Annotated in this window: 12 protein-coding genes; all 12 read right to left on the bottom strand. The window is 58.7% G+C overall.

Annotated elements, in window-relative coordinates; genetic code table 11:
• Positions 1-24 precede the first annotated feature (24 nt).
• The 12 genes from fliJ to fliD all read right to left on the bottom strand — a co-directional run bounded on the left by fliJ (position 25) and on the right by fliD (position 12775).
• Positions 25-474 carry a flagellar export protein FliJ gene (gene fliJ / locus RYC17_RS12715; RefSeq protein WP_002554288.1) on the bottom strand — a complete coding sequence of 150 codons (450 nt, stop codon included), beginning with the start codon at positions 472-474 and terminating at the stop codon, positions 25-27.
• A gap of 6 nt (positions 475-480) precedes the next feature.
• Positions 481-1839, bottom strand: a complete 1359-nt coding sequence (fliI, locus tag RYC17_RS12710) for a flagellar protein export ATPase FliI (protein ID WP_004664459.1) — start codon at positions 1837-1839, stop codon at positions 481-483.
• Positions 1829-2647, bottom strand: a complete 819-nt coding sequence (fliH, locus tag RYC17_RS12705) for a flagellar assembly protein FliH (RefSeq protein ID WP_058401332.1) — start codon at positions 2645-2647, stop codon at positions 1829-1831. The genes fliI and fliH overlap by 11 nt, the downstream gene beginning before the upstream one ends.
• 15 nt (positions 2648-2662) lie before the next feature.
• A complete protein-coding gene (gene fliG / locus RYC17_RS12700; RefSeq protein ID WP_002554291.1) occupies positions 2663-3679 on the bottom strand; it encodes a flagellar motor switch protein FliG in 1017 nt (338 codons plus the stop codon).
• Positions 3672-5456, bottom strand: coding sequence for a flagellar basal-body MS-ring/collar protein FliF (gene fliF / locus RYC17_RS12695; RefSeq protein ID WP_002554292.1), 1785 nt, complete (start codon positions 5454-5456; stop codon positions 3672-3674). Before fliF ends, fliG begins: the two co-directional genes overlap by 8 nt.
• 15 nt (positions 5457-5471) lie before the next feature.
• Complete coding sequence (gene fliE, locus RYC17_RS12690; RefSeq protein WP_002554293.1) at positions 5472-5801, bottom strand: flagellar hook-basal body complex protein FliE; 330 nt, start codon at positions 5799-5801, stop codon at positions 5472-5474.
• A 243-nt stretch (positions 5802-6044) separates the two neighbouring features.
• Positions 6045-7460, bottom strand: coding sequence for a sigma-54 dependent transcriptional regulator (locus RYC17_RS12685; RefSeq protein WP_316903264.1), 1416 nt, complete (start codon positions 7458-7460; stop codon positions 6045-6047).
• Positions 7460-8674 carry a sensor histidine kinase gene (locus RYC17_RS12680; protein ID WP_230016522.1) on the bottom strand — a complete coding sequence of 405 codons (1215 nt, stop codon included), beginning with the start codon at positions 8672-8674 and terminating at the stop codon, positions 7460-7462. The genes RYC17_RS12685 and RYC17_RS12680 overlap by 1 nt, the downstream gene beginning before the upstream one ends.
• A 122-nt stretch (positions 8675-8796) precedes the next feature.
• The gene (gene fleQ / locus RYC17_RS12675) at positions 8797-10272 is read right to left on the bottom strand and encodes a transcriptional regulator FleQ (RefSeq protein WP_004664450.1); all 1476 of its coding nucleotides are present in this window, start codon (positions 10270-10272) and stop codon (positions 8797-8799) included.
• Positions 10273-10449: 177 nt separating this feature from the next.
• Positions 10450-10746, bottom strand: coding sequence for a flagellar protein FliT (gene fliT, locus RYC17_RS12670; protein ID WP_002554297.1), 297 nt, complete (start codon positions 10744-10746; stop codon positions 10450-10452).
• Between the two features lie 26 nt (positions 10747-10772).
• Positions 10773-11171: a flagellar export chaperone FliS gene (gene fliS, locus RYC17_RS12665; RefSeq protein ID WP_058401329.1), complete on the bottom strand. Its 399-nt coding sequence runs from the start codon at positions 11169-11171 to the stop codon at positions 10773-10775.
• 125 nt (positions 11172-11296) lie between these two features.
• On the bottom strand, positions 11297-12775 hold the full coding sequence (gene fliD, locus RYC17_RS12660; protein WP_058401328.1) for a flagellar filament capping protein FliD: 1479 nt from the start codon (positions 12773-12775) through the stop codon (positions 11297-11299).
• Between the last annotated feature and the right edge of the window lie 24 nt (positions 12776-12799).

Below are 12799 nucleotides of genomic sequence, written 5' to 3'. Positions count from 1 at the left end.
CCGCGGGTCTGATTGAGTCAAACGTCAGAATTGTTCGTGGCGAGGCAGACGCTGCGACAACTCGTCGAGCAATTTCTGCTCCCGCTTGTCCTCCAGTCTGCGTGCTTCATCCATATAACGCTGCACCAGCTTGCGCAAGCCTTCAACCCGCGCATAACAATCCTGCCAGGCGCTACGCGCCCTATCGAGATTGGCCTTGTGCCACTCAAGACTTTTGTATTGCTGGGCAACGGCGACATCGAGCTGACTGAGAAAGCGCTGATAACCCAGCAACCACTGCCCGGAAACCCCGGCACTGCCGCGTTGCAACCATTGCTGCTGATAATCCTGACGAAACTGGTCAAGTTCCTGCAGCTTGTTGTTGGCCAGATTGACCTGCCCCTGAAAATGCCCAAGCCGCTGAGCCGCCGTTCGCTCGGCGGCTTCCGCCATCTCGACCACTGGCGCCAGACGCGCCGCTCGACTCTGAGCCATAGGCTATCAGCCGCCGGGTGCCGGTGCGAATATCGACGCCAGCGCCTCGCCACTACCTTGCATGCTTTCGTTGTCTCGCAGGCCCTGGCGCTGATAGCGCACCAACACCGGGTGCAACGCAATCGCCATGTCGGTCTCGCGATCGCCACCCGCCACATAGGCACCCACGCTGATAAGGTCGCGAGTCTGCTGGTAACGCGACCACAACTGTTTGAAATGCTGCGCGCGCGCCATGTGCTCGGGGCTGACCACCGCAGGCATGACCCGGCTGATGGAAGCTTCGATATCGATGGCCGGGTAATGACCTTCTTCAGCCAGACGCCGGGACAGCACGATGTGACCGTCGAGCACACCGCGCGCGGAGTCGGCAATCGGGTCCTGCTGGTCATCGCCTTCCGACAGCACCGTGTAGAAGGCCGTGATGGAACCACCACCCGCCTCGGCATTGCCTGCGCGCTCCACCAGCTTGGGCAACCGGGCGAACACAGAGGGCGGGTAGCCTTTGGTGGCTGGCGGCTCGCCAATGGCCAGGGCGATTTCCCGCTGAGCCTGAGCAAAACGGGTCAGCGAGTCCATCAGCAGCAGGACATTCTTGCCCTTGTCACGAAAGTATTCGGCGATCCGCGTGCAATACATGGCAGCGCGCAGCCGCATCAGCGGCGCATCATCGGCTGGCGATGCAACCACCACCGAGCGCTTCAGGCCCTCTTCGCCAAGAATGTGCTCGATGAACTCCTTGACCTCACGACCCCGCTCACCGATCAGGCCGACGACAATGATGTCCGCCTCTGTGAAGCGCGTCATCATGCCCAGCAGCACACTCTTGCCCACACCAGTACCGGCAAACAACCCGAGACGCTGGCCGCGGCCAACCGTCAATAAACCGTTGATGCAGCGAATGCCGACATCCAGCGGCTGGCTGATGGGGTCACGCTTGAGCGGGTTAATGGTCGGGCCATCCATTGGCACCCAGTCTTCAGCCTTGATCGGCGAGCGGCCGTCCAGCGGCCGGCCCGCGCCGTCAAGCACACGGCCCAGCATGCTCATGCCCATCGGCAGGCGACCGGTATCGGCCAGCGGCACCACGCGCGCGCCGGGCGCAATGCCCGCCACGCTGCCGACCGGCATCAGAAACACCTTGCCGCCAGAAAACCCCATCACTTCGGCCTCGACTTCGACCGGGTGATGACTGTCATCGTTGATGACCACGCAACGGCTACCCATCGCCGCACGCAGGCCCTCGGCCTCAAGCGTCAGGCCAACCATACGCAGCAGGCGACCCTCTACTACCGGCTGGGCAGGCAGACTGATCGACTCGGCATAGGAACCGAGGCGTTTGCCGAAACTGGTGCGATCAAGGCGCATCGAGGGTGTCCGCGTCAGCTTCGGCTGCATTGGAAGCCTTGCCGGGCGAGGCTTGCAGGTCGACGCTGAGGTCCGCCGCAGCCGGATGCGTCACTTGCTCATGCAACTGATCATGCATTTTGGAAATAGCCAGCGCGATTCGCGTTTCGACACTGGCATCAATACGGCTATGCTCGGTTTCGATACGGCAACCACCCGGCAGCAAGTCTTCGTCTTCGACTATTTTCCACGACTCCTCATGACGCTCGCGCATGGCCTTGACCAGCAGGAAGTCCTGAGGATTGATGAAAATTCGCAGGTTCTGCGCACCCATAGGCAATAGCTTGAGCGCATCGCGCAACACGCTGGCGATCTGACCGGAATCAGTGACCAGTTCGCGCTGAATGACCTGCCGCGCGATGTGCTCGACCAGATGAATGACGGCCTTTTCGATCTGCGTGTCCTGCTCGGCGATAGGTGCCAACAGGTGGCCCATCAGTTGTTCCAGGCTGGCGACCTTGGCCGCTAGAACAACTTCCGCTTCCTGGCGCACTTTTAACTGTGTGCTGTGAAAGCCTTCCTTTTCACCGGTGGCAAAGCCTTCGTTCCAGGCCTCCTGGCGGATGCTTTCCAGCTCCTCCAGGGTCAGCGGCTGAACTTCGTCCAGCGGTACTTCTTCCATCTCGGCCGGCTCGTCGACCGGTTCCGGTTCGGGCTCAGGCTCGGGCTCCACATGTGGATCGAAGCTGGGCAACGCCCAGATATCGAGCAACCCGGCGTCCTTGGCGCGAATGAGGTCGCTGGCCGATTCTTTATTGGAACTGGACATGAGTCGGCTGAATCCTTAGATCATTTCCTCGCCACCCTTGCCACCGAGTACGATCTCGCCGGCCTCGGCCATACGACGCGCAATGGTGAGGATTTCTTTCTGGGCGGTTTCCACGTCGCTGACACGCACCGGACCTTTTGCTTCCAGGTCGTCGCGCAACAGTTCGGCGGCACGCTTGGACATGTTCTTGAAGATTTTTTCCTTGATCGCCTCGTCCGAGCCCTTGAGCGCCAGTACCAGCACGTCCGAGGATACTTCGCGCAACAACGCCTGAATACCGCGGTCGTCCACGTCGGAGAGGTTGTTGAAGACAAACATGAGGTCTTCGATCTGTACCGAAAGGTCTTCGTCGACCTCGCGGATCGAATCCATGAGCGCGCCTTCGATGGAGCTGTCGAGGAAGTTCATGATGTCGGCTGCACGCTTGATACCACCCAGGGTAGTACGCGACGTGTTGGCGTTACCGGAGAACTGCTTCTCGAGAATCTGGTTAAGCTCTTTGAGCGCTGCTGGCTGCACCGTATTGAGCGAAGAAACGCGCAGAATGATATCCAGACGGACCTTGTGATCGAAATGCCCAAGCACCTCGCCCGCCTGGTCGGCGTCAAGATAAGCCACCACGATGGCCTGAATCTGCGGGTGCTCGAAACGGATCACGTCGGCGACGGCACGCGGCTCCATCCACTTGAGGCTGTCCAGACCGCTGGTGTTGCCACCCAGCAGGATCCGGTCGATAAGGCCGTTGGCCTTGTCTTCGCCGAGTGCCTGGGTCAGCATCTTGCGGATATAGCCATCGGAACCGACGCCAAGGCTGGTCTGATCGCCGACGATATCGACGAACTCGCTCATGACCTCTTCGACCTGCTCGCGATGCACGTTGCGCATCTGAGCCATCGCTACGCCCACTTTCTGGACTTCCTTGGGCCCCATGTGCCGGAGCACCTGAGCTGCGTCGGTTTCGCCAAGGGAAAGCAGCAGCACTGCGGCTTTCTCGACTTTGGAGAGTTTGGCTACCATGGCTCGATCATTCATCAGTGTTAATCCACTCTTTCACGACCTGGGCCACACGACCCGGGTCTTCGGCCACCAAGCTCTTGATTGCGTTCAGCTGTGCGTCATAACCCTCGGTAGGGCTAGGCAGCAGAATACTTTGCGGGCCACCCAGGCTGACGCGGTCGTTGGACAACTCGCCATCCAGGCCGCCCATGCCACCCAGCTCGGCGTCGCCACCGAAACCGGCCAGTTCCTTGCTCTTGCCGGTGGTGATGTTGGTCAACACCGGACGCAACACGCCAAACACCAGGATGAGGATGAAGATCACACCCACCGCCTGTTTGACGATGTCCCAGAACCACGGTTGCGAGTAGAACGACGCCTCTGGCAACACTTCAGCGCGCTCGCTGGAGAATGGCACGTTGATCACGCTGACGCTGTCACCTCGGCTGGCGTCGAAACCGACGGCATCCTGCACCAGACGGGTAAAGCGAGCCAGGTCAGCAGCGCTCCAGGGAGCACGAGTAACTTCGCCGTTGGCGGCGTTGGTCTTGACCATGTCATCGACTACCACCGCAACCGACAGACGAGTCAGACGGCCCTGCTGTTGCTTGGTATGGCTGATCGAACGGTCCAGCTCGAAATTCTTGGTCGACTGCACGCGCTTGTCGGCCGGGTACGGAGCCAACGCTGGCTGACCGGTCGCCGGGTCCATGATCTGTTGACCATTGGCATCCAGCAGCGGCTGGCCTGGCGCGATAGGGCCGGCAGCACCGGCCGCACCGGCAGTTGCATTCTGTGGAGCAGTTGCAGGACCTGGCGGCTGGTTGCTCAACGCCCCCGGAACGCCGCCCGTGCTTGAACTGCTGGAGCGCTGTTCGTTGACCGACTGCTCGCTGCGCAAGGCAGGCTGGTCAGGGTTGAAGCTTTCGGCGGTCGATTCGACGGCGCTGAAATCGACCACTGCCGAGACCTCAGCCTTATAGCGATCATTGCCCAGAATCGGCTGCAGAATGTTCTGCACGCGCTGGGTCAGCATGCCTTCCATGCGACGGCTGTAGTCGAACTGCTTGCCGGCCATGGTCAGTTCGGAATTTTCCGCCTGATCTGACAGCAAAGCGCCCTTCTGGTCGACAACGGTGATCTGCGACTTGCTCAGCTCGGGAACACTGGTGGCCACCAGGTTGATAATGGCCATAACCTGGCTGGGCTCCAGCGAGCGGCCAGCATACAGCTCGACCAGTACCGAAGCGCTTGGCTTGCGGTCGTCACGGACAAACACCGAACTCTTCGGAATCGCCAGGTGCACACGGGCACCCTTGACGTTGTTCAGGGCGGAGATGGTACGTGCCAGTTCGCCTTCCAGACCACGACGATAACGCGTGGCTTCCATGAACTGACTGGTCCCCAGACCCTGATCCTTGTCGAGGATTTCGAAACCGATGTTGGCGTCGTTCTGCACCACGCCTGCCTGCGCCAGCTGGATACGCGCACGCTGCACATCATCGGACTTGACCAGCAGCGCGCCGGAATTGGGTTCGACGGTGTAGTTGATATTCGCCGCAGTCAGGGTGTCCATGATCTGCTTGCTGTCCATGCCCGCCAGGCTGCCATAAAGCGGACGATAGTCAGGCTGCTGGGACCAGAGCACCACGGCAAAGCCGATGGCCACGCTCGCGGCAAGACCGACCATGAGGCCGATCTGACGCAGCATGGTCATTTCAGAAAGGTTTTCCAGAAAAGACAAACCGAACAACGGTTTCTTATCGGAAGCGCCCGCTCTTGCTGGAACGGGATCGGCAGTTGCTTCGGCCATGACTCAGTACGTCCCTTAAACCGGCATCTGCATGATGTCTTGATAAGCTTGAACCAGCTTGTTACGCACCTGGGTCAACGCCTGAAAAGACACGCTGGCTTTCTGCGACGAAATCATGACGTCGGTCAGATCCACGCCGCTCTTGCCGATTTCAAATGCATTGGCCAGCTGACTGGAGGCCTGCTGGGTCTGCGCGACCTTGTTGACGGCCTGGCCAAGCATGTCGGCAAAGCTGCTGGCGCCGGCTTCCTGCGCGCCGGACACGGGCTTGGGTGCAGACATCGCATCCATCTGCATGGCCCGCATATCCAACATCAAGCGATTAAATTCAACACCTTGGCTCATGGACGTTTCTCTCGTAAGGCCCGCAAATTTTTGACACTGATTCAGCGGGTACAGAAGACATAGCAACAACGGTGCCAGCTAGATGGCGGCTATTTGCCACACCAAATGGGAATGCCATGTTGCCCGACATCAAATCACTCCAGACCTCCCGTATTCATGGGGGTATCCGGATATTTCCGGCTTGCGCCGTTTATACGAATATTCAGTGACCGGCGATCACAACCACCGATCAGCGGCACCGGCTCAGGTAGCGAACAGATAGGCTTCCACATCCATCCCGGCATCGCGCATCTGCGCCAGCTTGTAACGCAAGGTACGCGGGCTGATACCCAGGCGCTCGGCGGCCTCCTTGCGACGACCACGCTCCGCACGCAGCGTGTCAATAATCATCTGAAACTCGCGACGCCTGAGGTCATCACCCAGTGCACCGACAGACTCCGCATTGCCACCAGCACCTGCATTATCAGGCGAGGATGTGACAGGCAAAGACGGCACCCCCTCCACCACGGCAGCGGCTGGAAGACTTGTCACCGGCCCGGACAGACAGAAATCCTGCGCCTGTATCACCCCGCCCTGCTGCAGAATCAAGGCTCGCTGCACGGCGTTATCCAGCTCACGCACATTGCCAGGCCAGGGGTAGCTGACCAGACACTGCTGCGCCTCGGCAGAAAGACGAACCGGCGCGTGCTTCATTTTATTGACGTGCTTGGCCAGAAGCCGCTCGGCCAGTGGCAGAATATCGGCAGTCCTTTGACGCAGCGCCTGCCAGGCCAGTGGAAATACCGACAGGCGATAAAACAGATCTTCGCGAAAGCGCCCCGCCGCCACTTCCCCTGCCAGATCGCGGTTGGTAGTAGCCACAACGCGAATATCCAGAATGATCGGCTTGCGCGCACCCACGCGCTCGACTTCCCGCTCCTGCAACACACGCAACAGTTTGGCCTGCAGCCCCAGTGGCATTTCGGAAATCTCGTCAAGCAGGATTGTCCCGCCGTCAGCCTGTTCGAACTTGCCGGCCTGCGCGGCAATGGCGCCGGTAAACGAGCCCTTTTCATGACCGAACAGCGTCGCTTCCAGCATATTGTCCGGAATCGCAGCGCAGTTGATCGCAATAAAAGGCTTATCGGCACGTGGCGAATTTTGATGAATGAAACGCGCCAGCACTTCCTTGCCTGTGCCGGACTCGCCGGAGATCAGCACAGTGGAGTCGCTCTTCGCCACACGCCTGGCCAGGTTCAACAACTGGATACTGGCGGGTTCAACAGCAATCGGCCCGTCACGCTCGGCAGGTTCCAGGCGACCCAGTGCATGTCGCGCAACCAAAGCAATCAGAGCCTTGGGCTCGAAAGGCTTGACCAGATAATCGGCCGCGCCCTGACGCATGGCATCGACCGCTCGATCAACGGCTCCGTGGGCGGTCATCAGCAATACCGGCAGTTGCGGATGCCGACTGCGCAACAGGCTCAGCAACTGATGACCGTCCATGCCCGGCATGTTGACGTCGCTGACAACCAGGCTGAACGGTTGCGCCTCGGCAGCGACCAGCGCTTCTTCGGCAGAGCCGACCGCCTGGTATCCATAGCCGGCCAATTCCAGGGTTTCGCCAAGCGCCTCGCGCAGTGAACGGTCGTCCTCGACCAACAGCACGTTGATCGACATCAGTTGCTACCCAACGAGCCGGAAGACGGAATCAATGGCAGGCTGACGATTGCACAGGTGCCACGACCGACCCGCGACAGATAATGCACGCCGCCCTGATGTGCACGCGAAACGGCGGTTACCACCGCCAGACCGAGCCCGGTGCCGGTGGTCTTGGTGGTGAAAAACGGCTCGCCGATACGCGCCAGCGCAGCCTTGTCCATGCCACTGCCATTATCGCTGAAGCATATGCGCAACACATTGCCGCGGCTGTACACATGAACTTTCAGCAGTGTCCGGCCAGCACTGGCCTGGACGGCGTTTTCAATCAGGTTGAGCAACGAACCGACCAAGGTGTCGCGATTGCACAGCAACTCGCCTTCAATACTGTCGCACTGCCAACGCACCGGTACGCCCTGCACATGGGTGACCGCAGCGTTTTGCAAAGCCTGAAACAAGGCAACGGGCGTCAGGCGATCCGTCAGCGGCAACTCGCCACGGGCAAACACCAGCATGTCGCGAACCTGATGCTCGAGCTCATGCAGACGATCCTTGAGCCGTGCGGCGAAGCGCTGCTGGGTTTCCACCGGCAATTCCTGCTCGGTCAGATGACTGGCGTAGATCATGGCGGCCGACAACGGCGTACGAATCTGATGCGCCAGAGAAGCAACCATCCGACCCAGCGATGACAGCCGCTCGTGACGCGCCAATTGTTCCTGGAGACGGCGGGTTTCGGTCAGGTCATTAAGCAGCACCAACTGCCCGGGCTCGGCGTCCAGCGAGCGGGTTGCAATGGAAAGCCTGCGGCCGTCCTTGAGCGAGACTTCATGACCATCGTCTTCACGCGGGGCAAAACACCGACTGATGACGTGACGCCAGAGCATGCCCAGCAATGGCTGGCCCAGCAGATCAATTGCCGCAGGGTTAGCTTCGCGAACCACGCCCATGCCATCAATAACGATTACGCCACCGGGCAGCAGATCAAGCAGGTTCTGCAGGCGATTGGCCAGCCGCTCCTTTTCCGCCAGCTCTTGCAGGCGCTGGGCACCGGCATGGGCCAGTTCGCCCTTGAGTTCAGTGACACGCGCTTCGAGCAGACCATAGGAGTCAGTCAATTGCGCCGACATTTGATTGAACAGCGAGAACGCCTGCTCAAGCCCCTGACGACTTTCCAGCTCCGGGGAGTATTGAGCCTGAGCAGATAGGGCAGAAGTCAGTTGGGCGGCCTGGGACATAGTTCATCTCTCTCGTGGCGAACCGTCAGTAAACGGTGTGTTGAGAGGGACTTTGCAATCCTCGTGCCGAAAAAAAACCCCTGAAAATTCAGGGGCTTGATTTTTGGCGCTACAGACAGGCGTCAATCATCTGCCTGTTCATCACCTTCGCGACGGCTCATACCGTACTTGCGCATCTTCTCGACCAGCGTGGTGCGACGAATCCGCAAACGCTCTGCAGCGCGGGCAACAATGCCGTTCGCGTCGTCGAGCGCCTGCTGAATCAGACCCTGTTCCAGACCACCCAGATAGTCTTTCAGGTCCAGACCTTCAGGCGGCAGCATTGCGCCCGACGCGAAGTTCGGCGTGTTGCTGTTGATGGCAACGCGTTCTTCGATATCGCTGCGCATGCTGTCGACCATCTGCTCGTCTTCGTCATCGACATAGCGGAATTTCTTCGGCAGCTCGGCCACGCCGATCACGCCGTAAGGGTGCATGATCGCCATGCGCTCGACCAGGTTGGCCAGCTCGCGAACGTTGCCCGGCCAGGCATGACGACACAGCGACATGATGGCGGCGGAATTGAAACGAATCGAGCCGCGCTTTTCATGCTCCATGCGCGAAATCAATTCGTTCATCAACAGCGGAATGTCTTCAACACGCTCGCGCAACGGCGCCATCTCGATGGGGAACACATTGAGACGGTAATAAAGGTCTTCGCGGAAGCTGCCAAGCTCGATCATGTTTTCGAGATTCTTGTGCGTCGCGGCAATGATGCGCACGTCGATGCTCTGCGTCTTGTTGCTGCCCACGCGCTCGAAAGTGCGTTCCTGCAACACGCGCAGCAACTTGACCTGCATAGGCAGCGGCATGTCACCAATTTCATCAAGGAACAGCGTACCGCCGTTGGCAAGCTCGAAACGGCCGGCACGACTGGTGATTGCCCCGGTAAACGCGCCCTTCTCATGCCCGAACAACTCGCTTTCGAGCAGCTCGGCCGGAATGGCACCGCAGTTGACCGGCACAAACGGTGCATCGCGGCGCTTGGAGTGATAGTGCAGGTTGCGCGCTACCACTTCCTTGCCAGTCCCCGACTCACCGAGAATCAAAACGCTGGCGTCAGTGTCAGCGACCTGCTGCATCATCTGCCGCACATGCTGAATCGCGCGACTGGTCCCCACCAGACTGCGGAACAGGTTCGGCTCACGATGACGCCCACGCTCGCGGGCCTGGTCGTACATCTCGCGATAGACCTGGGCACGGTGCAGGGAATCGAGCAGCTTGCTGTAGCTGGGCGGCATTTCGAGCGCGGAAAGAACCCGCCTGCGCAGGTCCTCCGGCAGCTCGACAGAAGAATTTTCGCTCATAAGCAGCACAGGAAGGAACTCATCCCATGCTGCGATGGTCTTAAGAAGCCCTTGAAGGCTGCCCGGAGCATTTACGCTACCGACCAGCACACAAAGGACTTCTCGCGGAGATGCCAGAGAGCCGACCACCTGCTGCCAGTCCTGGCTTGAACAGGAGAGGTTTTCTTCGCCAAGAAAATTCAGGATAACCGCCAGATCCCGGCGGCGCTGGCTATCGTCATCGATTAGCAGAATCTTGATTTCACGCCACATGCAATAGCAACTTCCCTAGTCAACTCAATGCCCATGATTGGGGGGCAGCTTGGCATCTCAGCCGTATAAACCTTGAGACGCCAGAAAATAGTAAACATCACTAGTTAAGTCAAAAAAACGAACACAGTCAAATTTATGGCGAAATTCTTGTCGAACAATAAAAATGACAATTAAACATTAACCGAACAGATGGTATACCTTCGTCGCGTTCTTCGCATTCTGGATTTGAGTCATTTCATCGACGACTGCTTGACGCTCCCCGGTTGCAACATCAATCAGTTGCCTGTAGACCCCCAACAACTCCTCGAGATTGCTGCGCAGAGCCGGTTCGTCAGCAGGTGCTTCGCTGACCACCGCATCGACACATTCGCGACACGCCAGGTCAAGTTTGACGATAGCCTCCCAGTCGCGTTCGGCAAGCGCCCCCACCAGGGCTTCCCGGGTTTCTTCGATACGCTTGAGCGCAGCACTCATCTTGTTGTTCTCCTCAGGGCAGCAACTTATTGTTGTGCTTGTGCGGTACCGATAGCGTCCCAGCCTTCCTTGACGGTAATCAGCAGCCCGGCAACCTCGTCGAGCATCTTCTGATCGTTGCGCGCGTTGGCTTCGGCCAGGCGCGTCATCATGTAGTGATAGAGGCTGTCCTGCCTGACCAGCGCTTCGCTGGGCGCGTTCTCCAGGTCCAACCCTTCACGCAAACCGCCTACGATGCCGATCGCCTTGCTGATGAACACGCCTTTGTTGGCGATGTCCTTGCGTGCCATGGCACCCTTGGCTTGAGCGATACGGTCAAGGCCACCCTCCATCAACATTTGAACCAGACGGTGAGGACTGGCTTCCGAGGTCTGAGCCTGGGAGCCGATCTTCTGATACTGCCGCAACGCTAACATCGGATTCATAAAGGGGACCTCGTCGCAAATCCATAATACTGATACTCAAGCTATCGACGCATGGCGCAGAAACTTTAGCCTAAAAGCAGAAACCCGACACGGAGTCGGGTTCTGGATACTTCTGTAAAAAGAATTTAAGAAGCGTTTTTCTGCGCGTTCATCGCTTCGAAGATCGAAGTGATACTGGTAGCGGTCGCCTTGAGCTGCCCGACCACCAGGTCCATGGCGTTGTATTTCTTGGTCAGACTGGTCGTCAAGCTGGCAATACGACGATCAAGTGCGTCCTGATCACTGGCAATTCGGGTCTGGATTTTAGTCAGACTGCTGGTTTTACTGGCCAGAACACCGTCAGACTTTGTATACGGCAGAAGCGCTTTGGTCATACGCGAAACCAGACCGCCATCAACCGTACCGTCGGCATTTGTTGCGCCCGTACCGGTGAACATCGTCTGGATCTGACTGCCCAGTTTTTTGTCGTTCAGTGCTGCAGTGAATGTAACGGTGTCCAGTGACAACGTACCATTGGACTGCTGGGTCTTGATGCCCAACTGCGAAAGAGCACTGAGACCAGCACTTGAAGAGGCATTCGCCAACTGATCACGGATAGTCGCCAACAGTGCGCGCGGCGTGGCATCGCCGGTAAGCGCGGCCGCCGTGAAAACACCCTTGTCGCTGATCGAGCCCTTGGTCAGGGAAGTCACCAGGGTGGCCAGCGTGTTGTAGGAGTCCACAAAGGACTGCAGCGACGCCTTCAACCCATCGGTATTGGTCGCCACCGTAACGGTAGTGGTTGCTCCAGCCGCGCTTGGCGCGACCAGATCGAAGGTCAACCCGGAAATCGCGGTACTGACTGTATTTGTCTTGCTGGTCAGGCTCAGACCGTCAACAGTGAAAGCAGCGTCCTTGGCGGTCGCGGTAATCGCGCCAGCGCCGGGAATCGCCTTGCCGTTGGCATCGGTGCCCGTGCTGGTGTCGCTCATCAGCTTGGTGCCATCGATATTCAGCGCTTCCTGACCGGAAGCCCCCACGACCGAAATATCACTACCCTTGCCGGTGGTGGTAGAACTGAAAACCAGACGAGCACCATTGTCGTCGTTGATGATGTTGGCAGTAATGCCTTTACCCTGCAGCGACGAGTTGATCTTGTCGCGCACTTCCTGCAGCGTCGAGGTCTTGTCGATCGCGACACTGTAATCAGTGCCATTCTGAGTGATTTTCAGGGTACCACTCGGAATAGCACTTGCCTGCGTGGAATTCAGTGCGGCTGTGGCCACCTTGGAAGGCGTTGCCAGCTGGGTGATACCGATCGCGTAAGTACCGTTGACGGCCGTGTTACCGGCGGTTGCCTTGACCACCGCTTCGTTGGCAGATGTCGCAGCAAAGCCCTGAAACGCAGGCGTCGTGGAGCTGCCCAGGGTATCCAGGGTTTTCTGGAACGCAGCCAATGCCGACGTCAGCTGACTCACACCCGACAGCGATGCGGTTGTAGCGGCGGTCTGCTTGTCGATCTGATTTTGCTTGGGCGCTTTCTCCGCACCCACCAGACCTTCAACGATGGCCGTGATTGCCAGACCCGAACCCAGGCCTGTTGAAGATGTAATTGGACTTGCCATTTTGCTTCTCCCTTCAAGAATGTC

The organism is Pseudomonas syringae group sp. J248-6 (assembly GCF_032586995.1).
In the GTDB taxonomy this organism is placed as follows: domain Bacteria; phylum Pseudomonadota; class Gammaproteobacteria; order Pseudomonadales; family Pseudomonadaceae; genus Aquipseudomonas; species Aquipseudomonas amygdali.
This window is presented reverse-complemented; position numbering and strand designations above follow the sequence as displayed.